The organism is Salimicrobium salexigens, assembly GCF_900156705.1.
In the GTDB taxonomy this organism is placed as follows: domain Bacteria; phylum Bacillota; class Bacilli; order Bacillales; family Halobacillaceae; genus Salimicrobium; species Salimicrobium album.
Genome location: NZ_FTOK01000016.1, coordinates 1 through 20,863 on the forward strand (window position 1 = coordinate 1; position 20,863 = coordinate 20,863).

Below are 20,863 nucleotides of genomic sequence, written 5' to 3' on the forward strand. Positions count from 1 at the left end.
CCTCCTCTTTCTCCGTTAAAAAATCTACCAATTAAGTATAACGGAGGGGAGGTAATGAGTGAGCAAAAAGTGTTCAATTCTGCTGATCGGAAAGTGTCCACTTTAGTCTAGCAGTTACAAAGGTTAAATATTAAATTATAAGGGAATTTGATTAATATTAAAGATATTTTAAAAGGAGGAATAATATGGAGCCTCGAATTAAAAAAATAGGATCATTTATACTTTTATTTGGATTAGTATTGTTTATTTTGAGTCTTCAAATAAAATCAAATCTTCTTTATACGCCTTACATTCTTTTGATTATAGGTTTCAGTATGCTGGCTTACTCAGCTATTAATACAAGAGAAGAAAAGAGTGTTTTATGTAGAATGGGATTACATAAATTTGAAATGATTGGGTGGGATGATGAAATAAACTCGAGGTCTATATATAAATGTAAAAGGTGTAGAGTAAAAAAGAAAGTATTCAGAGGTGTTTAAGAATAGTCTTTAATTCGAAGAAGAATATTTGGTGGATTATACAGAACTATACTAGGGGTAGTACCAACATTTTACCGTAAAACTCACGCTAAGCTATTTTTTAACATAAAAACCCCAGAATCCTGTACGCTAACGAATTCTGGGGTTACCTATCAAATGTTTAGAGGTCTTAATGTTTTTGTCAGATTCTTAAGGTCAAACGTATAATGTTTATGGCAGTATGAAATTGGGTTTTATTCATTTTTGGTGAGAAGCAGCGTGTTCCTTTTTCAATGAAAAAAGATTTTTTCAGCTTACTGAATTCGGTAAAGCATACGCACACATAATAGTGGGAAACTGGCTCTCCCGTAGAGAAGGCGTTTCATCATTTTCAATCGATTTATTTGCCCTTCGACATATCCATTACTATCTTCGTTCATGAAGGCATGCAACGTTGGTTGAAAGTCTGTAAGCAATCTCGTGATAAACGTCTTTGTGAAAGGATCCTCTCTATGTTTTTCGAATAGAATAAGAGACTGGAACCCTTCGGCATCTCTGGAGGTAATAGCGGTACGGAAGGAAGTTAGAAAAGCATAAAAGGGACCCAACACAGGATACCTTTCCAGTATCTCATTGATGACCATTCTCTTTTCCTTTTCTTCCAAAGGACTTTGCCACAGAAGTTTCCGGATATACTTCCTCGAGTAATAGTGGTGAGCTTGTAACGTTTGACCACGTTTCTTTTTCTTGCGTGTATCAGTGACAAATACTCGAACAGCACCATAGGTGCCTTTATAATTATGTTGTTCCGTTAGCTTAGCGTGAATGTTCTTTATACTCATCCCTTTTTCAATCATTTCAATCACGCGCTCTTCACAAGCATCCAGGGGTTTTGGACGCTTTGATCGATAGGGCGAAGGAGGTTCCGACGCTGTCTGGAGTTACGTAGTACCTCTTGCCATTCCCCTGCTGTTATTCCAGGCCAACATCAAAAAGATCTGGCAGGAAAGCAGGCGGATGCTGGCAATTTTTCTTCTTAGCACTATCGGTACAGTGGCCGGCACCATTCTTTCATTTATGTTGCTGAAAGATGTGATTCCGCATCTGGACAAAATCGGTGCGATGATGGCAGGTTCCTATACGGGCGGCGGCGTGAACTTCGCAGCCATGTCCGCTAAATTCGAAGCTCCCGGCGATCTCGTGTCGGCCACGGTCGTGGCTGATAATGCCATGATGGCTCTTTTCTTCTTTGTCCTGATGGGGATCCCTGCTGTTAACTTCTTTAGAAAGAACTATAAAACGCCTCACATGGAAGAAGTCGAGAAAAATGCCACCGGGGATGACGAAACCCAGGCGGCCTCTTTCTGGAAACGAAAAGAGATTTCTTTGAAAGACATCGCTTCCAGTATTGCGACGGCATTCGTCCTCGTCGCCGTCTCGTTCCAGTTGGCGGACTTCTTTGCTGGAGTTATCCCGAACGGGGAAAACGCAAATATATTTTATGATTTGCTCAGAGGCATTATTGGTGATCAGTATCTCATGCTTACTACGTTGACCGTCATCGCCGTGCTTCTGGCTCCCGATTATTTCGAAAATCTTCAAGGGACCCAGGAGCTCGGAACGTTCCTGATTTATTTATTTTTCGTAGTCATCGGAGTACCGGCTTCCATCGCGCTGGTGGTCACAACCTCGCCGCTCCTACTCATTTTCGTACTCATTATTGTATTAATGAACCTGTTCTTCTCCCTCATACTTGGAAAACTGTTCAAGTTCAACCTGGAGGAGATACTGCTTGCCAGCAACGCCAACCTCGGAGGCCCGACAACAGCTGCAGCAATGGCAATCGCCAAAGGCTGGAACAGACTAATCGTTCCTATTCTGCTCGTCGGTACCCTCGGCTATATTGTCGGAAATTACATCGGTACAGGGCTTGGCGCCTTGTTTCAGACATTATTGTAAACCTCCAGCTCTCATTAATGAATAACCTATAAAGTCTTTCTATATCAGTAAAGAAATCTAACGACTGGAATAAGAGCCGAAAAAACTCTTGAATGAATGGAGCGCTGCGGCACGATTCACAGCTGCTATAGAAGTTGTTATTGGAATCCCTTTAGGACATACCTTTACACAGTTCTGGGAATTTCCACACCCTTGAAGCCCGCCTTTACCCATAAAGGCTTCCGTACGTTCATCTTTATCCATTTCACCTGTGGGGTGAACATTTTTTAAACGAATTTGTGAAAAAACGAACGGTCCGAGAAAATCGCTCTTGTCGTTAACGTTGGGGCATGCATCCTGGCAAACTCCACAAGTAAAACATTTGGAAAGTTCATATGCCATTTCCCGTTTGTTTTCATCCATTCGTGGACCAGGACCAATATCGTACGTACCATCAATAGGGATCCACGCTTTTATTTTCTTTAGTGCGTCAAACATTTTTTCTCTGTCAATAACGAGATCTCTCACAACGGGGTAGGTTCTCATGGGACGTAATGTAATTGGATGCTCCAGTTGATCAACCAAAGTAGTACAGGCCTGGCGTGGTGTTCCGTTTATCACCATGGAACAGACACCACATACTTCTTCCAGACAACTCATTTCCCACTGGACAGGAGTCGTTTTTCTCCCGTCCTTCGTTACGGGATTCTTTTGGGTATGCATCAGGGCAGTAATGACATTCATATTAGGACGGTACGGTACGGCAAACTCTTCTTCATAAGGGGCGGAATCAGGATCGTCTTGTCTCTCGATAATCAGGGTTATCTCTTCCATTTTCTCTCCTCCTCATTTATAAAGCTTGTTCTGCTATGAAGGTGTAACTTCAGAATCCTTTACTATTGAAAATTCCTATTCTCTCAAAGAATTCCGTACCCTTGCGTTCAACTGTCCTGTAATGCTTTTATGTTCTTATTATTATAGTAACAAATTCCAGTGAATAAGTCTGATTTTTTTGTCTAATCAGACTTTTACGAAGAGGTTATCATTCGCTGAATCAATATACTTAATTTCTTCCTATAAAAAAACTTCATAAAAAACACACTAAATTATACGTGGATAATTTAGTGTGTTCGTCCACTTTACTTCTGAGCGAGAAGGGATCAACCAAGTTTTCCCTCATTAATTCCCGTAATGGGGTCCAACGCCCTGCTCTCCCTGTAATTCAAGCAGCTGGGACACAGTAACCATCTGATACCCATGCTCTTCCAGTGAATCCAGCAGTTGCGGCAGCGCATCGGCTGTCGATGAATGAATGTCGTGCAGCAATACGATGGACCCTTCCGTAACATTGGACATCACTTTCTCATTCACTGCCTGAGCATCACGGCTCTTCCAGTCAAGGGAATCTACGGACCACATAACCATCGACTGCCCCAGTTCCGAGTTGACCTGCTCCACGTCCCCGTTGGACGCCCCGTACGGAGGACGTAATAAAGAGGGAGCGTGACCAATAGCGTCTTCGATGATACTTCTCGATCCCTGCATCTCTTCACGTACCTCCTCTCTCCCGAGCACCGTAAGATCCTGATGGTTCATCGTGTGGTTCCCGATTTCATGGCCTTCTTCCTCCACTCTGTTGGCAAGCGACGGGTAATATTCCACCTGACTTCCCAGCATGAAAAAGGTCGCTTTGGCCCCATGCTTGTCCAGTGTATCAAGAATGCGCGGTGTCACATCGGGGTGGGGACCGTCATCAAATGTCAGTGCAACATATTTTCCATCCGGATCAAGTTCCGCTTTCTCATCTGAATGCTCTGTCTCTTCCTTACGTTTTTCCTTCTCGGGAGTTGTCACATCCAGCCGATCCGCAAAATCATCCTGCAGATATGGTTTGATTTCCTCCATCGGAATTTCCGCTTTGACCGAACCTGCTGCACCCGCCGCAATTTCATATTCATCAAAGTAAAAAATCACGTGATCCTGGCTGATGGACCACTTCCATTTGTCAGGGTTCTTCAAAGCGTCCTGTACCATATCTTCGAAGAGGTAAGGGCTGACTTCATCATTATTGGAAAGCGACTCCCTGACCAGATGTTGGATATTTCCGATCGTTTCTTCATTTAACCGGAAAACATCTTCAAGCTGCACATGCCTCTCCTTATTCAGGTCGATGACGAAGGACTTCGTTTTCGTCATACCGTTTGCCCCGCCTGTAATCTGATAGGACTCGAATTCGAGTGTGTAAAGCTTGTCAGCTATTTCTTCCGTCTCCACCTGAATGTTCAAGTGGGCACGAAAACCGTTTTCCTCAAGGGTACGTTTCGATTTTTGTACTTCACTGGTGAATTCTTTCTTCTGGGCCTCCACCCATTCGTTTATCGGTTTATTAGCCTGTTCATGTTCCGTGTAAGGAAGACTGACCGATGAAGTATACAAGGCCGTTTCTTCCGTCTTCGTTTCAATGTTCAGACCCGGGTAGACGCTGGAGTCCTCGACTTCCTTCTCCGGACCATTTTTTTCTGAGTCCCCTTCAAAAGCCTGACTGAGCAACTGATTCATTCCAAAAGTAACCCCGACAAGCAATAGAATAATTACAATCCAACCTGGCAATTTAATACGTTTCATCATGGCAACTCATTTCCTCTGCTAATTTTTTCAAATATATATTACCATAGAAATGAGTTTTGTAACAAAAAAGTTACATACCCTGGTGCGGCGGCGCGCTTAACAGGACACGTCTTTTCCCTTCCTCCAGGCCTCGATAGTCGCTCTCACAAATTCTTCAAGGCCACTCTCGTTCAAATCGACCGATTTCTTAATGCGGATGCATCCTTTTCCATAATCCAGATCTTTCAAAGACTGTGTGGCTCCCGTGATTTTTTTGATATCTCCTACGTAAAGACTTACATACGATTTCTGGGCATTTAAATGAAAAACAACGGATGATTCCAATCCGAAGCTCAGCATTTTGTATTGGATGCCCTCCTTCAGTTCCGGACCATGCATTAAAATATATTCTCTTACTTTCAATAATTTTTCTTTTCTCCAGTCTTCCTCGATCGCTTTGTAGTAGTCCTCCGGGGTTTCAACATCATGTTGCATGATTGTTCCTCCTTTCTATTCATGATCAATCGATTCATTTGTTTATGTAATACGTTGTCACGGATGCTTGAGATTTCTAGTGAACCTCCTTAATCCCCTCACTCTTTTACCGGACCAAAACTGTGTGCTGATTTTTCCATTGTTAAGACTAATCATGCACTATTCCTTCTATAGCAGCTTCAAAGCTTATGTTTCTTTCTTCTTCCACATATAATAGTTGTAAACGAATTGAATAATTAATACCATAAGCAAAAATGACGCGACCATTATTTTTGTAAACAAATCTAAGTCCGGGAGGTATAATACCCCGGTAATAGCTAATAGCATAAAGGGCGAGGTCATTAATGTTCTTATCATTTTTCTCCTATAAGATAAACTGAAATAATTTACTTTAAACCCCTCATCGACTTTCTGCTTATTTTTATAAGCAAAAGAGAACATGGTTATCACAACTACGGTCGAGATTATTGGAATTATGATATTCATCAAAGTTACCTCCTTTTACCACGCCCTGGTCACCTCTCTGTTTAATCAGCTGATCTTTTTAAGTATTTTTTACTAAATCCATTATTAAACTGAATATTCCTGCAACTGAAAAAAATACTCCAAATATATACAAATCAGGATAATCAGCTATTACTAAATACCCTCCATATATAATAATCACAATTGATAAAAATACATTTAAGTAATCTATTTCCTGCATGCATACCTCACCCCAATTAAAACAACTGCAAGACCCTAGCCTGTAAATAGGAAATGAACCCGATATAAAACCCGGTATTTTATGCTGACATACCCTTCCGTTCCACTCCATGCATTGACTATATCCTCTTACATAAATCCTTCGCCTTATTGGACTCTTTTTATTACATACGATTCCAACTTAGTTCCGTTTCGAAATAGTACAGAATGTTTCGATTTTGCATTCTGCATTCACTTCCTATAATAAAAAAAGCGATCGTTCGCATTGAACCATCGCCTCATCCGTATGATAAGTTGTTATAAACAAAGCGTGTCCCGGCTGTAAGCCACATCGTTCCTGCACGATTAACACTTATCCCGTACAAAAGAGACAAACTTTTCGGACTACGCTTCATCCTTCTGTTTTTTAGCTGCCTTGTCACGTGAAGGCTTCATATACTTAATGTTGTAGTACCTGTCGGCGCCCAGGCCACCCTCATTGATCATCGTCGAGATCTCTTTTGTTCGGGTCTGTTTTTTCTTGTTTACAGTGAATTTTTTCTGTTTGTCCATTAGTTCGCCCTCCTTTCCAATCGTTTTCTTCACTTATATAATACCATGATTCAGCAAATATGTCTGAATATTCGATTTATTAAGACGTGTTATCTCCTCACTTAATTCATAAAGAAAAACCCTTTTCCCCAAGCAAGCTAAGCTATAGAGAAAGGGTCTTCTATATGTTCGCCGGAAAGATCTATATATCCTTAAACATCTCCTCCACTTTCTGATGTCTATACCTGAATATTTCCTCCAGCTTCTTCCTTATACTCAATCGATGAGCTATTCTGCCGGCTTTAGAGAAAGGAAGTGCGTAGTGAACAATATCCGTCATCTCCACACCGTTTTCCACCTTTTTAAAATGATGCTGGTGATGCCAGAACTGGAATGGACCATGACGCTGTTCATCCACGAACATCTTATTCTCCTCCACATGAGTGATTTCCGTCATCCAGCTGAGTGTAATCCCGAGCACCGGCTGCAGATGATATGTTGCAATCATTCCGGGATACATATGTTCAGGGAGCTCCCCGGTGACTTCAAATTTCATCCATGGGGGAGTAATTCTTGATAAGTTTCCTGCACTTGAAAAGAACGACCACGCCTCACTTAAGCTGATTGGAAGCTGCTGAGTTCTTTCTATCTTATATATTTTCAATAGCTTTCACCTCTGAATAGTCCTTTCCTCTTTTTATTGCAAGTTAATCCCTGTTCCTTCTCTACTTTTTGAAAAATGATTATTGTAGCTAATTTCACTTCTAAAAATACAATTAAAATTTCAGAAAATGAAATTAAGTACCAAAAAACCTATTAATATTGAAATTATATTTCATTAAACCTATCATATATCTATGAAAGCGTTAACAAATAACGCAGGAGGTGATTATACTGGAAGGTATTCTATACAAAGTACGAGAATCACTGAACTACGTTAAACCTTCTGAAGGAGCAGTAGCCAGGTATATTTTGAAAAACCCGGAAACTACGGTAACTATGTCTGTAAAACAGCTTGCCGAAGCCAGCTTCGCCAGCCCGTCAGCTGTTATGCGATACTGTCAGACCCTCGGGTACAAGGGCTTCAAAGAATTCAAATTGAAACTATCCGGCGATCTTACAGTAATCGATTTGCACAACTTGGAACAGGAAACACTAACCCCTGAAGATCCTGTCAATAAAATGATGGCGGTCATAACCAACACTAATATCCAATCACTGTACAGTTCCCTGCAATTGATTCAGAAAGACCAGTTTGAAGCTGCCTCCAAGTATTTAATCAACGCACAAAAAATCGATTTTTATGGTATAGGAGCTAGTCTACTAATCGCATTTGATGCCGTTCAGAAATTTATGCGCATAAATAAATCATGTACAGCTTATAGTGATTTTCATATGCAAAAAGTTTCTGCTGTTAATCTGAATGAAGAAGATGTAGCCGTTGCCATCTCTTATTCGGGAGAAACACAGGAAGTCATCAATTGTGTCAAAATTGCACAGTCCAAAGGGGCAAAAGTGATCGCAATAACGAAATATGCCAACTCTTCTTTAAGCAATCTGGCAGACGCTGTCTTATACGTAGCAGCCCAGGAAGATGAATTCCGAAGCGCTGCCATGTCTTCGCGTATAGCATCTCTGAATGTAATCGATATGCTCTACACAGCTTGCGCTTACGAAAATTATGACAAATCACTGGAATATCTTAACGAAACCTATGCCATTATACGGAGAAGTAACAAGGAGGAAAACGAACGTGACTGAACAAAAGACCACAGAGGCACGGAACCATAGAACAATGAACCTTGACAGTATGAGTACAGGAGAAATATTACGCGTAATGAATGAAGAAGATAAAACGGTTCCTGATGCAGTAAATAGGGAGTTAAACCAAATCGAAAAAGCCGCGCAGGCTGTTATCGATTCATTTAATAAAGGAGGGAAACTTGTTTATGTCGGCGCAGGTACAAGCGGGCGCCTGGGGGTGTTAGACGCGGCCGAGTGTCCACCCACTTTCGGAACAGATCCCGATAAAGTTCAAAGTCTCATTGCGGGCGGGGAAGCCGCTATGACTGAGTCCATTGAAGGCGCGGAAGACGATCCCGAACAAGCCAGAGCAGATCTGAGAGAGATAGAACTAAACGAAAACGACACTGTAATCGCTTTGGCTGCAAGCGGCCAGACTCCTTACTGCATCGGCGGTTTGGAGTATAGTAACACAGTAGGAGCAAACACAGCGGCTATAAGTTGCAACAAAAATTCTGAAATAAGTGAGTACGTCGACATCCCCATCGAAATTGAAGTAGGCCCTGAAGTTTTAACCGGCTCCACCCGATTAAAAGCGGGGACGGCACAAAAGATGGCGCTGAATATGATTTCGACAAGTTCTATGATTGGAATCGGTAAGGTCTTTCAAAACCTGATGGTGGATGTACAGCCGACCAATGAAAAACTTAGGAAAAGAGCTAAAGGTATTGTAGCTCGTGCGGCTGAAACCGACGAAGAAACAGCCTCCACATATTTGGAACGAGCACACCAGCAGCCAAAAATTGCGATTATCATGCTCAAGTTAAACTGCAGTTATGAAGAAGCACAAACACATCTCACTGAATCAAATGGATTTGTTCAGGAAGCAATTAAACTGGTCGACAAGGAGAGTGCAAGGCTTGAATAACAAAGAACTGGCAAAAATTATTGTTCAAAATTTGGGTGGAGAAAGAAATATTGCGAACCTCACTAATTGTATTACACGTTTACGTATCGATCTAAAATCAAGAAATAATATCGATCTTGAAGCGATCAAGGGTTACGATGAAGTACTGAGTGTTATTGACCAGGGTACCATTCAAATTGTTCTTGGACCAGGGAAGGTAACAAAAGTCGCTAACGAGATACACGAAAGTACAAACATCACCGTTGATGTCGAGGGAGAAGACGACAGCAGTGAATTCGATCTTACCGAAGATACAAAAGCTTCCTATAAAGCAAAACAAACTTCAAGCTTCCAGCAACTCTTCAGGCATATCGGGAATATTTTCGTCCCTATTGTACCCGGGCTTGTTGCCTCCGGGTTAATGCTGGGAATCGCCAACCTGATTTTGAACATGGCAGACGCCGGATTAATTAACCAGTCCGTCCTCGACTCCGACTGGTATAATCTTCTCCAGTCGATAGGTGGGCTACTTTTTGGTTCTCTTGGCGTGTTTGTAGGTATCAACACGGCCCGTGAATTTGGCGGAACCATGGTTCTTGGCGGTATAGCAGGGCTGTTGATTTATGCTCCGGTACTCGGCGATATCGGCACCTTAAGTCTATTCGGACTCGGTTTAAGTATAAATACCGGGCTCGGTGGCCTGTTGGGCGTTATCATAGCCGCTTATCTATTCACGAAGATCGAAAAATTTGCCCGTAACCGTGTCCATGACAGTTTAGACCTGGTTTTGACACCACTTATTACAGTCATGGTCGGAGCACTTGCTACGATTATCGTTATTCAGCCTGTTGCCGGAATATTAATGAAGGGTATTACATGGTTCCTTGTGGACATTATGCTTGAAACTGGCGGTGTATTTGGTGGATTTATACTTTCTGCCACATTCCTGCCTCTCGTAACAGTAGGCATGCACCAGGGTCTAATACCTGTGCACTTGGAATTGATTGAACAGTTCGGTTCCACTACGCTGCTTCCGATTCTTGCTATGGCAGGAGGCGGACAAGTTGGTGCAATGTTTGCCATTTATCTAAAAACAAAAAGTAAGCGTTTGAAGAATACGGTTGCAAGTGTCACTCCTGTCGGTATTCTGGGTATTGGAGAGCCATTGATATACGGAGTAACACTACCGCTTGGCCGTCCATTTATAACAGCCAGTCTTGGTGCCGGTTTTGGAGGTGCATTTCTCTCTTTCTTCAACGTCGGTGCTATAACCGTCGGGCCTTCAGGCATCGTAATGATTCCATTAATCGCGGACAATAAATATCTGTTGTATACTGTAGGACTGATTATTTCTTATGTCGGTGGTTTCGCTTTGACGTATCTGTTCGGCTTTAAAGAAGAGATGGTCAACAAACTTTATGGAGAATCTCCCGAGCAGCCAAAACAGAAAGGTACGGCTGAAACAATGCAGAGTGATAACAGTAAGGAAGAAACCCAAATCAAAAGTCCTATGACCGGTGCGTTGCTCCCTCTAAATGAATTGTCGGATGAAGTCTTCGCCAATGAACTGGTCGGTAAAGGTATCGCCATCCACCCCGAGGAAGGGAAACTTTACGCTCCAGTGGCCGGTACCATTTCGACTATTTATCCAACGGGTCATGCCGTTGGTATAACAGCCACGGATGGAGCAGAAATATTGCTTCACGTCGGTTTAGATACTGTAAAAATAAAAGATGAAGTATTCAACCTTCATGTCTCTCAGAATGACTATGTAGAAGCAGGACAATTATTGTGCACGTTCGATATCGAAGCAATTACCAGTCAGGGGTACGACATCACATCACCGATTGTCGTTACTAATTCTAATAACTACGCAGCAATTACCCCAGTGGAAGTGAAACGTGTGGAAGCAGGTAAAGAATTGCTGGAATTAAAATGACTTATAGCACCCAATTGTGAAAGTCTTTCATCTCCCCGGCTGAACAAAAATGATGAACTCGATTCTGCTTATCAAATCACCCCGAAAAAAGACACTTTTTCTTCGTGTCTATTTTTCGGGGTGTAGTTCGTAAAACGGAGGTGACTTTAAAAGATATTGAGCGGGAGACACTTCTATTGACCGAAACAGGATGTTCCTATCGCAATCTTCTGGCACAGTCTTGTCACAGCTCACAGGTTTATCCTGCCCATAAAATCGAATTTGGAAGTATTGAGGCGATTAAACAGTGTGTAATCGCAGGGCTCGGAATTAGCGCTCTCCCCACAATGGTAGTGGAAGAAGACCTTAGAGAGAATAGATTAGTGGAATTAAATTGGAAAAGTGACATCCCTCCCATCTTTACTCGAGTTGCGTGGCATAAAGATAAATGGCTGTCTCCACCATTGCAATCTTTCATAGAATTAACCAAAACTACATTAAAAAACACGTCTAACGAATAACTGAAAAAAACGAACACCCTTCACCGGTGTCCGTTCAACTCATCGTTACACTGCTCATAAAACCAAAGTATAAACTTACTATCATCATTAAACTTACAAAGAAAGTTCCAGCCACAGAATTCCGCTTGACCATCATCCCTGCAAACAGAAGGAAAACAAAGGCTAAGCCCACTAGGGAAATACTGATCACATTCGGCGCGATAGTCAGGGGACCGACTCCATCCACTGTGGTAAACATACGGAAAAGGGCAGAGGGTTCCTGGTCTTTTAGCGTTTGCGTTATGTTGTGAGGCGTTTCCTGTTCCGTCATGTAACCTGTGATCGTGTAAATGGAAACAATGAGAAGACTTTCCGCTTTCCACCAGCTTTTAGGAGAAAAGTTTTTATTCTCCCCTACTAAACGTTTGATAAGAAAGCCATTAACGAAAGCAAACAGCAGGAGAACGATGAACAGAAGATGTTTGACCAGCAGTGCCTGTCCGTAGGAGAGCATCCAGGAACCTACGATGCTCTCCGTCAATGTCAGACTCATAGCGACTCCCGTCACTACAATCCATACCATGCACCCTATCGCTACCTTCGTGAACCAGTCGACAAAGTAGTCCCACCGGTCTTCTTTGCCGGACAGAAAACTCATAACGAGCAGAATACCCGACCATACTCCCACCGCGATGAAATGAATCGTGTGGAAAAGTGCTCCCTGAGCAGAATTGATACTCGCGGAGTGTCCCGTAACACTCTGAATGAGAATCATCCCGACAATAAATAGTAAGCTGAATGAGTATACGACTTTTGGTCTTCGAATCGTCTTGAGTACAACCACCTGGAGGATAGACAAGCCCAACAGAAGAAGCCACGCCTGCCCTCCTTTTAACTGCGTAAGCACATGGAAAAAACTGGACAGAAAGCCTCCTTCCCGGTATTCCTGAAGACTGAACGACAGCTCTATAACTGGATACAGGGCTAAAACAGGTACAGCTAATGCGAAGAGCGCCCACGTATTTCTGCGATGAGCCAGCTCTTCATTGAACATGGAGAGAAGGCTGGCGCCAATAAGAATGGAGAGACAGGCGTAGAGCCCTCCATTCGTTAAAGCATAGATCATGCTTTTTTCCTTAAGCTAAAGAATACGGCTATGGCAGTAAGTAAAATCCCGAAGACGATGACCGGTACAACCCAGCCGCCGGAGTCACTTTCTTCGTTCGATGCTTTCGTCTGCTGTTCCGTAGATTCTTGTTCTGTTTGCTCCTCTGTGGAATCTTGTTTTTCAGTCTCAGAGGTTTCATTTCCCTCTGTTTCCGTATCTCCTTCAGATGTAGATGCCTCTTTTTCCGCTTCATATTCAAATAACAACTGGTTCTCCATCACGTGCCCGTCTTCACCGATGATGCTGTAAAAGACCTCAATCTCACCACTGCCGACACCTTCCGGAATAGTGAACTCCACAACATTTTCAGGGGAGTGGGTATACTCCTCTATCTCGAACTCTTTCCCTTCTTCATCTGTAACCATCAATGATGTAGGTTCCTGAACATTGGAGTCAAAGGTAAGTGTGACTCCCGGGTTTTCTGAGGTTAAGGAACTGCCTGTCTCAGGTTCCGAACTTTCAAGATGTGTATGGGCTCCTACCGTCGTCGGCAAAGCGAATGTAATCAGTAAACAAAACATAGCGATATATTTCATGGTCCAACTCTCCTTCTCTTTTATAAAGACTACGAATAAAAAGGAATAATGGTTCACTCCTTCTTCTAATTTAATCAAAACGGGAAGAGAAATAGCAGAGTATAAGATGGACAATTCAGTGAACAAACGTCCTAAAGTCGCCTTAGCAGAAAGATATGAGAATACAGGAGGAACCAATGCCTTCCCCTGACTTAAGGGGAGACACTTTGGGGTGGCCGCTCAGACTATTCCACTGATCTCCGAAAACATCGCTTTTGAAGAAACGGCTGCCCCGCTGACATCCAAGGTGCATATTGTTCAACCTTTCGACTCACAAAATAAAGAAAACAGCAATGGTCACCCATTACTGCTCTCCATCAGATTATTATTCAAGATTAGCATGTTTGCCGTACATCTTATCCGTGTCCAGCCCCTTTTTCTCCATGACTCTAAGAATTATAGCGTCGTAAAAGAGTAGCAGGGTCTGCTCAAACAGGGAGCCCATCGGCTGGATAGTCGAATAGTTGCTATCGCTTCTGTCCTTTGTGGCACCAGGCAGGGTGACCGTGAAATCAGCAATTTTGCCGATTGTGGACTCCGGAACCAGCGTAACAGCAGCGATGACTCCATCGATACTTCTTGCTTTTTCGGCGACAGAAACCAATCCCTTCGTTTCCCCCGAACCTGAACCGATGATCAGAATGTCATCGGCTTCAAAATTCGGTGTCACTGTCTCTCCTAAAACGTAAGCATCGATTCCCATGTGCATCAGTCGCATAGCGAAGGATTTTGCCATAAATCCGGATCTTCCGGCTCCGGTTACGAAAACCTTTCCGGCTGCCAGAATCTCCTCTGCTGCTCTTTCCGCTTCCTCATCCGGAATTACATCGGCGGAGTGCTGTAATTCCTGGATAATCTGTTGCAAAAATTCTGTAGTTCTCAAGCTGTAGACCCCTGACGGATCATTTCCTGCATTTTTGCAGCGACAGCTTTTTTATCTTCCTGACCGGCAATTCCGCCGCCTACGATGACGAGATCCGGCTGAACTTTGATTACCTCTTCCAGCTGATCCAGTTTAATTCCACCGGCGATGGCTGTCTTCGCATTTTTAACTACGTTTTTGATCGTCTGCAGGTCTTCGAAAGAGTTCTTTCCGACGGCCTGAAGATCGTAGCCCGTGTGTACGCAGATGTAGTCCACGTCCAGTTCATCAAGTTCTTTGGCACGCTTTTCTATATCCTTCACCGCGATCAGATCGACTAGTACTTCTTTCCCCTGGTTCCGCGCTTCTTCCACGGCCCCTTTGATGGACTCGTCTTCAGCCGCACCGAGTACTGTTACGATATCAGCATTCGCTTCGGATGCTTTTTGTACTTCATATGCTGCCGCATCCATCGTTTTCAGGTCAGCCAGTACTTCAAGATTCGGAAAAGCTTCTTTCATTTCCCGTACTGCTTTCAGTCCTTCTATTTTAATGATCGGGGTACCGATTTCCACCACATCAATGTGGTCTTCTACTTCTTTCACCAATTCCTTCGCTTCCGGGATATTTACAAGGTCCAGTGCTAATTGTAATTTCATTAAAAGTTCCTCCTGCTGTTAGTCTGATTTTTCTCCTGTATACAGAGAATGAATCTTTCTGCTTCACACGTAATAGTAAAGGGGAATCCTATTTTATGTAAGTAGGCACTTTTTTCTGATATAGTATCCTAAAGTAGACTAATGCGCTGAGAGAGGGATTGAATGATCACTAAAAATCTCAAAGGATTTTATCCTGAAAAAGAAATAACGTTGTCCGTGCTCGAGGGAAAGTGGAAGCTCACTCTTTTATGCCACCTCGGGTTGCAGGGGACGAAACGCTTCGGGGAGCTGAAACAACTGACACCCGGGATCACCCAGCAGATGCTGACGAACCAGCTCAAAGAATTGGAAGAAACCGGGCTCGTCCACCGGGAAGTGTATCGTGTGGTGCCGCCGAAAGTGGAATATTCCCTGACTGCGGAAGGGGAAAGTCTATTGCCTATTCTGGATATGCTGTATGAGTGGGGGAGTAACCACCCGGTACATGCGGACGCAGAGCAAAGCATGTATGCGGAGAAACTTCGGACCCTGTCTGTAATCGAAGGAAAATGGAAACTCATTATTTTGTGCCACGTCGGTTTGAAAGGGACGAAACGTTTCGGGGAACTGAGAAAACTGATCCCGTCCATCACGAAAAAAATGCTGGCGGCTCAGCTCAGAGAAATGGAAGAAGACGGGCTTATGCACCGGGAAGTGTATCCCGTCGTCCCTCCCAAAGTGGAGTATTCACTGACGGACCAGGGGATGAGTCTGTTTCCGATCTTGACGGCACTGGAAGATTGGGGCAGCCGCTATATAGCCCGCCATGGTGAGTCATAAAAATTGTCGCTTCGAGTGACAGGATTATTCATTTTTAAGGGAATAAAATAGTAAAGCATCTAACAATTCAAACATAAACTCCAAAAAACCTGTTGTTTCAGTACACAACAGGTTTTTTTATGTAATAGAATTCAAATACGTGAAACAGGTCACCGTTTTTCCGAAATTCAGTGACCGTCCTTCCTTTTTTCAGAATAGAAATGTAAACGCTTACTGTAATGAGTAGATTTATCGAACTAACAAGTTCTTTTGATTAAGTAAATGGTTTTCTGCATGCTCGTATTCCATGACAGCTCTCACTACTTCCCCACCAGAAAGAAAGAATATAACGATATACTGCGGGTGCAGAAACCCATACCACTCTGAAGGAGCGCTTGTTGAATTTATTGCAAATCCTGCTGAAATACTGAAGATGTCCCTTCTTTTAATCTTCCACCATTTTCTTCTCGAAAAGTTTATACGACGGGTTATGGTGCTACCCTGACAACATCTCATGGTCAATAACTTTCATATATTACAGGCATCTAATATCTATAATTAAACAAAAATTATTAGCCATCCATCTTCTGTGCAACGAGCATATATATAGATTCGGCCGGGAAAAATTTTTCTTTCACTTGGAATCCCGCCTCTTTCATTACCTTCTCCATTCCTTCCATGGTAATTCGCGGCGATTTCTCAGCGTTTCCTTCAGGCTGAATTTCCAAACAAATTAAATATCCTTCTTTTTCCAACACGCTATTCATTTGCTGTAGCAGCGGTTCCAAGGGCTGAATTTCATGCAGCACCAGAGAGGCAATGATCATATCGATAGAGCCAACCGGTAAACGAAGTGCATCCATATTTCCATGGACCGGGACAATATTCGCAACCTTTTCTTCCGAGGCTTTCTCCTTTATGATTTCCAGCATGTTCGAATCGATATCCAACGCATATACGTTCCCTTTGATTCTTTTTGCCGCAGGGATGGAAAAATAACCGGTTCCAGCTCCAAAGTCCAGTATGCTGTCCGATTCTTTTACAGGAACCATGTTCAGTAATTGATCCGGCGAGAATTCTTTTCTTCGTTCGGGACTTTCTAAATACGATACTTTTCCTTTATTGTGCTTGTCATATGAGCAATGCATATGAACCCTCCTTCACGGAACACTACTGATTCATCTTCAAGCTGAATTTTCTTCAACATCTTTTTTTCGCCAATTAAAAAGGTGACTTTATAATGGTTTTTGCATCGGGCCAAAGACTAAAGCAGCATTCAGTCCAGCCGGACCTCCGCCAATTACAGCACAATCTGATACCATCTATGCCACTCCTCCAAAATTCATTTAACTTTTTTCTTCTTTTTGTTTGGATTTAGCCTCTTTAGCAATATCGATTAAAAGCTTTGATTTCAGTTCATCTTTCATATTTTGTTCTGCCTTCCTCATAACGTTTTCAATCAAGCAGCCTTCATAGTGAATGGAGCAGTCGAATAAGTTTGTATCTCCTTCAATCGCATTAATAACATCCAGAAAGGATATTTCATGGTCGGTTTTGGAGATTTCATACCCCCCTTTTGCACCAGGGGTCGACTCGATCAAACCAGCTTTCGTAAGTTTGGTTAATATCTTAGAAAGATACGTCGGAGAAAGATGCTGCATTCCGGCTAATTCTTGCACTCCCACCGAACTCCCCCTCGGCCGCAACATTAAATGGACCATCGTGTGCAGCGCGTAGTTTGTCGCATTTGAATACTTCATACAACACCTCCTTAACAAAGATATAACAGACTCACAATATCTATGATAAGTTTCGTAATATCACTATGAATATCACTATGTATGAAGGAAGTCCATACATTCATCCAGTTCAGGTCCAGCAGTAAGATGACACTTAATTATTTCTTTTATCAGTCGTCCATAGATTTTTGTATTCATCAAGTGAATGTCCCTGAATCGATGCCTCATGGACATCACTCCCAGCTATAAAAGAAGTCGGGTCGATATGTTTAATTGTCTCTTTCAGTCGAAATATTTCATTACGATTCACTACGCAATACAAGAGGTCTTTATCGCGCCCCGTATACCCGCCTTTTCCTTCCCAGAGTGTTACGCCCAGGTTCATTTCGTAGGTGAGCTTATTTGCTATGGCTTCATTTTTGTTTGATATAACCATGACACTCTTCGCCGTGTAAGCACCCTGCTGAATTATATCGATGATGCGAGAAGCAATAAATACACTTACAAGCGTATACATTACTTCACGATAGTTGAGATAAAGGAGAGAGGAGGTAATGACCACAATGTCTATAATGAACAAAGTCTTTCCCATGCTCCACCCAAAATATGTGTTCCCGATCCGTGATGCAATATCGGTTCCTCCTGTAGTTCCTCCGTAACGAAAAATGATTCCCACACCTACACCCTTAAACACTGCTGCAAATAGAGCGACGAGGATCATATCATCCTGCAAGGGAATATCGAACATGAAATAACGACGGAAAAACGAAAGAAAAAAGGAAAAGGAAGATGCTCCGACAATCGTATATATAAGCATATTACGTCCTACCAGTCGCCAGCCGATCAAAAATAACGGAATGTTAATCAAAATATTACTGAGTCCCGGATCAATTTTAAATAAAGCAAGTATAATAAGCGTTAATCCTGTTAAGCCACCTTCGGAAAGACCGTTTTGAATATTGAAATTAACAACGCCAAAAGCATAAAAGGCAGATCCAGCCAGGATGAAAATGCTGAAGAAGCCATGAATTACTACACTTCTCTTATTGAAGATTCATCCATAACGAATATTGTCCGCTATGGTGCTGATCAAGGAAGGAAAGAGGGCACTGTGATGCAAGCACCCTTTTCATTGAAAGGACAAGAATTCATGTGCATGGACAGTCCTCCTGTCCATGATTTTACTTTCACGCCTTCCTTTTCCGTTTTTCTAACGTGTGATTCGGAAGACGAGATGAATCATCTTTATGAAAGTCTCCTTATGGAGGGAGAGGCTTTAATGCCTCTGGATGATTATGGGTTCAGTAAAAAGTTCGGATGGATCAATGATAAGTTTGGTGTATCATGGCAGCTTAATCTTCCGATTGGTTAATCGGAACAATTCATGAAGGTTCGCAAACGGTCAAGTTTGTCTGCCTTTCACTTTTTCAGGGAGTAACAGTCACTATAGTTCCTTGAGAAGTAGCACATAATTTTTCTTTCCCTTCAAAATCTTGAAAGAACACGTCGCAGCGACATACAGCCTGCCGTGCCCCTGAATATACAACATTTGCGCGAGCGATAATCTTTTCGCCAGCAGCTGGTCTTACGTAATTTATCTTGAACTCTGACGTTAATACTTCAGATCCTAAAACAGACCCTCCCACAAAGGTTAACGTATTATCAGCCGCATAACTAACCACACCACCATGAACAAATTTATGTTGTTGTAATAAATTATCTTTTATCGGGATTTCCAGAATAACTTCTCCCGGCTTGAATTGAATCAACTTTGCGCCAATGAGTTGACTAAAGGATTGCGCCTCCAAGGCCTGTATTCCTGTCTCAAAAAAATTTTTATCATCCATTTCTTTGTCCCTCCAAAATTATTCATTAATTGTTCTTCACTGACGTTGCGCAATCTGAATGCGAATGGTCAGAGGAGGAACGCGAATTTTCTCCCATTCGACTTGTATAAGACGAATCCATACACTTCAACAGAGATATTCTGTAGGATAGAACAATCCACAACCGGACAGGGAATTTTGTGAGCCATATTTTTCTTCCATCATCGTTCCTTACTACACTATTTCTACTTATTATCTAATATCCCTTTTTTGTATTTAGCAAGAGAAAACTGACTCTCCCATTGTATAACAATTCAATAAAAACACATTTAAAATCAATAATTATTTATTTCTAATCAATAAATATTGTGCTAATATAAAATTAATACTAAATAAGTGAGGTACTTTTTATGAAACGGGGTTCAACGTTATTTTTAAAAATAGCCATTTTTCTTATTGGAGCTCCAGTTCTAGCTCTTAGTATATTCGGGGCGATTTATCTAGTTAATAATCCTGCCAATCCAAATTATGACCATATACTTTACCCGACAGTAATTGGCATGTATATTTCAATGATTCCGTTTTTTATTGCTTTGTATGGGGCATTTAATCTTTTGATCTATATTGATAAAAGCCAAGCCTTCTCTGATTCCTCTGTAAAAGCTCTGAAAACAATTAAACTCTGTGCTTTGACAATCAGCGGCTTGTATACAGTAGTGCTGCCATTCGTTTTTATCATGGCAGAAATAGACGACGCCCCAGGTCTAGTAATATTCGGAATGGTACCTATATTCGCTTCCATTGTGATCGCCGTCTTTGCTGCTGTTCTCCAAAGACTTTTACAAGAAGCAATTCATATAAAATCCGAAAATGATCTAACGGTCTGAGGTGAATGATATGGCAATTATAGTAAATGTTGATATGATGCTAGCTAAAAGGAAAATGAGCGTAACAGAACTTACTGAGAAGGTCGGAATCACGATGGCCAATATTTCTATACTGAAGAATGGAAAAGCGAAAGCGATTCGTTTTTCTACATTAGAAGCGATATGCGAGGCACTGGATTGTCAGCCTGGAGATATATTAGAATACCGAAGTGATGAAGGCGCCGCAGATTAATTTGTTCATTTTGGAAATGAGCAGGCTTTGTCATGAAAGGGTAGTGCACCCCGGAAGTTAGAGTAAAAAATCTAACTTCCGGGGTGTTTTTATGTTCAAGTATAGTAAGGCATTTAAGGTAAAGGTGGTAAGGGAATATCTCGAAGGTTCTTTAGGATACGCTTTGTTAGCCAAAAAATACGCTCTTCCTGATAAAACACCCATAAGACGGTGGGTCCAGGCGTATCAAGCGTTCGGGGAAGAAGGATTGAAAAGGAAGCGCTCCAAACAAGTCTATCCTGTCCAATTCAAGCTGGATGTATTACACTTTAGGAA

At 42.1% G+C, this 20,863-nt stretch carries 26 protein-coding genes and 2 pseudogenes; 12 read left to right on the plus strand and 16 right to left on the minus strand.

Annotated features, from left to right (window positions below):
• The first annotated feature begins 185 nt into the window (after nucleotides 1-185).
• Complete coding sequence (locus BW931_RS13585; protein ID WP_076572792.1) at nucleotides 186-479, plus strand: hypothetical protein; 294 nt, start codon at nucleotides 186-188, stop codon at nucleotides 477-479.
• Between the two features lie 293 nt (nucleotides 480-772).
• On the opposite strand, the gene BW931_RS12730 is transcribed toward BW931_RS13585, so the two are convergent.
• On the minus strand, nucleotides 773-1,315 hold the full coding sequence (locus tag BW931_RS12730; protein ID WP_076572794.1) for a transposase: 543 nt from the start codon (nucleotides 1,313-1,315) through the stop codon (nucleotides 773-775).
• Between the two features lie 70 nt (nucleotides 1,316-1,385).
• Here BW931_RS12730 and BW931_RS12735 point away from each other — a divergent pair.
• Nucleotides 1,386-2,417, plus strand: a pseudogene (locus BW931_RS12735) (DUF819 family protein); the annotation flags it as partial.
• Between the two features lie 57 nt (nucleotides 2,418-2,474).
• On the opposite strand, the gene sdhB reads toward BW931_RS12735, so the two are convergent.
• The 7 genes from sdhB to BW931_RS12760 form a co-directional block, all read right to left on the minus strand.
• Nucleotides 2,475-3,230, minus strand: a complete 756-nt coding sequence (sdhB, locus tag BW931_RS12740; RefSeq protein ID WP_076572796.1) for a succinate dehydrogenase iron-sulfur subunit — start codon at nucleotides 3,228-3,230, stop codon at nucleotides 2,475-2,477.
• Nucleotides 3,231-3,575: 345 nt separating this feature from the next.
• Nucleotides 3,576-5,021: a polysaccharide deacetylase family protein gene (locus tag BW931_RS12745; RefSeq protein ID WP_159435719.1), complete on the minus strand. Its 1,446-nt coding sequence runs from the start codon at nucleotides 5,019-5,021 to the stop codon at nucleotides 3,576-3,578.
• Between the two features lie 99 nt (nucleotides 5,022-5,120).
• Nucleotides 5,121-5,498, minus strand: coding sequence for an iron chaperone (locus BW931_RS12750; RefSeq protein WP_076572800.1), 378 nt, complete (start codon nucleotides 5,496-5,498; stop codon nucleotides 5,121-5,123).
• Between the two features lie 186 nt (nucleotides 5,499-5,684).
• Nucleotides 5,685-5,984 carry a hypothetical protein gene (locus tag BW931_RS12755; protein WP_076572802.1) on the minus strand — a complete coding sequence of 100 codons (300 nt, stop codon included), beginning with the start codon at nucleotides 5,982-5,984 and terminating at the stop codon, nucleotides 5,685-5,687.
• A 58-nt stretch (nucleotides 5,985-6,042) separates the two neighbouring features.
• Nucleotides 6,043-6,315, minus strand: a complete 273-nt coding sequence (locus tag BW931_RS13420) for a hypothetical protein (protein WP_143541889.1) — start codon at nucleotides 6,313-6,315, stop codon at nucleotides 6,043-6,045.
• A 272-nt stretch (nucleotides 6,316-6,587) separates the two neighbouring features.
• Nucleotides 6,588-6,755, minus strand: coding sequence for a hypothetical protein (locus tag BW931_RS13590; protein WP_159435721.1), 168 nt, complete (start codon nucleotides 6,753-6,755; stop codon nucleotides 6,588-6,590).
• A gap of 181 nt (nucleotides 6,756-6,936) precedes the next feature.
• Nucleotides 6,937-7,398 (minus strand): SRPBCC family protein, encoded by a 462-nt coding sequence (locus tag BW931_RS12760; protein ID WP_076572804.1) that lies wholly within the window; start codon nucleotides 7,396-7,398, stop codon nucleotides 6,937-6,939.
• Between the two features lie 221 nt (nucleotides 7,399-7,619).
• Here BW931_RS12760 and BW931_RS12765 point away from each other — a divergent pair, with 221 nt between their 5' ends.
• From BW931_RS12765 to BW931_RS12780, 4 genes are all read left to right on the plus strand, one after another.
• Nucleotides 7,620-8,495, plus strand: coding sequence for a MurR/RpiR family transcriptional regulator (locus BW931_RS12765; protein ID WP_234972647.1), 876 nt, complete (start codon nucleotides 7,620-7,622; stop codon nucleotides 8,493-8,495).
• Nucleotides 8,488-9,405 carry an N-acetylmuramic acid 6-phosphate etherase gene (murQ, locus tag BW931_RS12770; RefSeq protein WP_200802055.1) on the plus strand — a complete coding sequence of 306 codons (918 nt, stop codon included), beginning with the start codon at nucleotides 8,488-8,490 and terminating at the stop codon, nucleotides 9,403-9,405. Before BW931_RS12765 ends, murQ begins: the two co-directional genes overlap by 8 nt.
• On the plus strand, nucleotides 9,389-11,323 hold the full coding sequence (locus BW931_RS12775) for a glucose PTS transporter subunit IIA (protein ID WP_234972648.1): 1,935 nt from the start codon (nucleotides 9,389-9,391) through the stop codon (nucleotides 11,321-11,323). Before murQ ends, BW931_RS12775 begins: the two co-directional genes overlap by 17 nt.
• 140 nt (nucleotides 11,324-11,463) lie before the next feature.
• Nucleotides 11,464-11,823 carry a LysR family transcriptional regulator substrate-binding protein gene (locus BW931_RS12780; RefSeq protein ID WP_234972650.1) on the plus strand — a complete coding sequence of 120 codons (360 nt, stop codon included), beginning with the start codon at nucleotides 11,464-11,466 and terminating at the stop codon, nucleotides 11,821-11,823.
• A 34-nt stretch (nucleotides 11,824-11,857) separates the two neighbouring features.
• Here BW931_RS12780 and BW931_RS12785 read toward each other — a convergent pair whose 3' ends face one another.
• The 4 genes from BW931_RS12785 to hxlA form a co-directional block, all read right to left on the minus strand.
• Nucleotides 11,858-12,928, minus strand: a complete 1,071-nt coding sequence (locus tag BW931_RS12785; RefSeq protein WP_076572810.1) for a copper resistance D family protein — start codon at nucleotides 12,926-12,928, stop codon at nucleotides 11,858-11,860.
• Nucleotides 12,925-13,506, minus strand: coding sequence for a copper resistance CopC family protein (locus BW931_RS12790; RefSeq protein ID WP_076572812.1), 582 nt, complete (start codon nucleotides 13,504-13,506; stop codon nucleotides 12,925-12,927). The genes BW931_RS12785 and BW931_RS12790 overlap by 4 nt, the downstream gene beginning before the upstream one ends.
• Nucleotides 13,507-13,870: 364 nt before the next feature.
• Nucleotides 13,871-14,428, minus strand: a complete 558-nt coding sequence (gene hxlB / locus BW931_RS12795; RefSeq protein WP_076572814.1) for a 6-phospho-3-hexuloisomerase — start codon at nucleotides 14,426-14,428, stop codon at nucleotides 13,871-13,873.
• Nucleotides 14,425-15,066: a 3-hexulose-6-phosphate synthase gene (hxlA, locus tag BW931_RS12800; protein WP_076572816.1), complete on the minus strand. Its 642-nt coding sequence runs from the start codon at nucleotides 15,064-15,066 to the stop codon at nucleotides 14,425-14,427. The genes hxlB and hxlA overlap by 4 nt, the downstream gene beginning before the upstream one ends.
• A gap of 162 nt (nucleotides 15,067-15,228) precedes the next feature.
• On the opposite strand from hxlA, the pseudogene BW931_RS13730 reads away from it, so the two are divergent.
• Nucleotides 15,229-15,543: pseudogene (locus BW931_RS13730) on the plus strand (winged helix-turn-helix transcriptional regulator); the annotation flags it as partial.
• Between the two features lie 27 nt (nucleotides 15,544-15,570).
• Nucleotides 15,571-15,885, plus strand: coding sequence for a winged helix-turn-helix transcriptional regulator (locus tag BW931_RS13735; protein ID WP_234972651.1), 315 nt, complete (start codon nucleotides 15,571-15,573; stop codon nucleotides 15,883-15,885).
• A gap of 551 nt (nucleotides 15,886-16,436) precedes the next feature.
• Here BW931_RS13735 and BW931_RS12810 read toward each other — a convergent pair.
• The 3 genes from BW931_RS12810 to BW931_RS12820 form a co-directional block, all read right to left on the minus strand.
• Nucleotides 16,437-17,012 carry a class I SAM-dependent methyltransferase gene (locus BW931_RS12810; RefSeq protein ID WP_076572820.1) on the minus strand — a complete coding sequence of 192 codons (576 nt, stop codon included), beginning with the start codon at nucleotides 17,010-17,012 and terminating at the stop codon, nucleotides 16,437-16,439.
• A gap of 198 nt (nucleotides 17,013-17,210) precedes the next feature.
• Entirely contained in the window at nucleotides 17,211-17,624 is a 414-nt protein-coding gene (locus BW931_RS12815; protein ID WP_076572822.1) for an RrF2 family transcriptional regulator, read from the minus strand.
• A gap of 133 nt (nucleotides 17,625-17,757) precedes the next feature.
• A complete protein-coding gene (locus BW931_RS12820) occupies nucleotides 17,758-18,633 on the minus strand; it encodes a YitT family protein (RefSeq protein WP_076572824.1) in 876 nt (291 codons plus the stop codon).
• Here BW931_RS12820 and BW931_RS12825 point away from each other — a divergent pair.
• On the plus strand, nucleotides 18,628-18,975 hold the full coding sequence (locus BW931_RS12825; RefSeq protein WP_076572834.1) for a VOC family protein: 348 nt from the start codon (nucleotides 18,628-18,630) through the stop codon (nucleotides 18,973-18,975). The two genes, BW931_RS12820 and BW931_RS12825, sit on opposite strands and share 6 nt — an antisense overlap.
• Nucleotides 18,976-19,030: 55 nt before the next feature.
• On the opposite strand, the gene BW931_RS12830 is transcribed toward BW931_RS12825, so the two are convergent.
• Nucleotides 19,031-19,450, minus strand: a complete 420-nt coding sequence (locus tag BW931_RS12830) for a PaaI family thioesterase (RefSeq protein WP_076572826.1) — start codon at nucleotides 19,448-19,450, stop codon at nucleotides 19,031-19,033.
• Between the two features lie 389 nt (nucleotides 19,451-19,839).
• Here BW931_RS12830 and BW931_RS12835 point away from each other — a divergent pair, with 389 nt between their 5' ends.
• The 3 genes from BW931_RS12835 to BW931_RS12845 form a co-directional block, all read left to right on the plus strand.
• Complete coding sequence (locus tag BW931_RS12835; RefSeq protein ID WP_076572828.1) at nucleotides 19,840-20,316, plus strand: DUF2975 domain-containing protein; 477 nt, start codon at nucleotides 19,840-19,842, stop codon at nucleotides 20,314-20,316.
• Nucleotides 20,317-20,326: 10 nt separating this feature from the next.
• Nucleotides 20,327-20,548 (plus strand): helix-turn-helix domain-containing protein, encoded by a 222-nt coding sequence (locus BW931_RS12840; RefSeq protein WP_076572830.1) that lies wholly within the window; start codon nucleotides 20,327-20,329, stop codon nucleotides 20,546-20,548.
• Between the two features lie 91 nt (nucleotides 20,549-20,639).
• A partial coding sequence (locus BW931_RS12845; RefSeq protein WP_143541890.1) for a helix-turn-helix domain-containing protein occupies nucleotides 20,640-20,863 on the plus strand: 224 nt, incomplete at its 3' end.

Coding starts and splice junctions, on each gene's coding strand:
- BW931_RS12815 (WP_076572822.1), bottom strand. CDS start 17,624: ATGAAGTATTCAAATGCGACAAACTACGCGCTGCACACGATGGTCCAT.
- BW931_RS12790 (WP_076572812.1), bottom strand. CDS start 13,506: ATGAAATATATCGCTATGTTTTGTTTACTGATTACATTCGCTTTGCCG.
- BW931_RS13420 (WP_143541889.1), bottom strand. CDS start 6,315: ATGGAGTGGAACGGAAGGGTATGTCAGCATAAAATACCGGGTTTTATA.
- BW931_RS12840 (WP_076572830.1), top strand. CDS start 20,327: ATGGCAATTATAGTAAATGTTGATATGATGCTAGCTAAAAGGAAAATG.
- BW931_RS12785 (WP_076572810.1), bottom strand. CDS start 12,928: ATGATCTATGCTTTAACGAATGGAGGGCTCTACGCCTGTCTCTCCATT.
- BW931_RS12825 (WP_076572834.1), top strand. CDS start 18,628: ATGAATTACTACACTTCTCTTATTGAAGATTCATCCATAACGAATATT.
- BW931_RS12755 (WP_076572802.1), bottom strand. CDS start 5,984: ATGAATATCATAATTCCAATAATCTCGACCGTAGTTGTGATAACCATG.
- BW931_RS12745 (WP_159435719.1), bottom strand. CDS start 5,021: ATGAAACGTATTAAATTGCCAGGTTGGATTGTAATTATTCTATTGCTT.
- BW931_RS12750 (WP_076572800.1), bottom strand. CDS start 5,498: ATGCAACATGATGTTGAAACCCCGGAGGACTACTACAAAGCGATCGAG.
- BW931_RS13590 (WP_159435721.1), bottom strand. CDS start 6,755: ATGGACAAACAGAAAAAATTCACTGTAAACAAGAAAAAACAGACCCGA.
- BW931_RS12730 (WP_076572794.1), bottom strand. CDS start 1,315: ATGATTGAAAAAGGGATGAGTATAAAGAACATTCACGCTAAGCTAACG.
- BW931_RS12830 (WP_076572826.1), bottom strand. CDS start 19,450: ATGGATGATAAAAATTTTTTTGAGACAGGAATACAGGCCTTGGAGGCG.
- hxlA (WP_076572816.1), bottom strand. CDS start 15,066: ATGAAATTACAATTAGCACTGGACCTTGTAAATATCCCGGAAGCGAAG.
- BW931_RS12810 (WP_076572820.1), bottom strand. CDS start 17,012: ATGCATTGCTCATATGACAAGCACAATAAAGGAAAAGTATCGTATTTA.
- sdhB (WP_076572796.1), bottom strand. CDS start 3,230: ATGGAAGAGATAACCCTGATTATCGAGAGACAAGACGATCCTGATTCC.
- BW931_RS13735 (WP_234972651.1), top strand. CDS start 15,571: ATGTATGCGGAGAAACTTCGGACCCTGTCTGTAATCGAAGGAAAATGG.
- BW931_RS12835 (WP_076572828.1), top strand. CDS start 19,840: ATGAAACGGGGTTCAACGTTATTTTTAAAAATAGCCATTTTTCTTATT.
- BW931_RS13585 (WP_076572792.1), top strand. CDS start 186: ATGGAGCCTCGAATTAAAAAAATAGGATCATTTATACTTTTATTTGGA.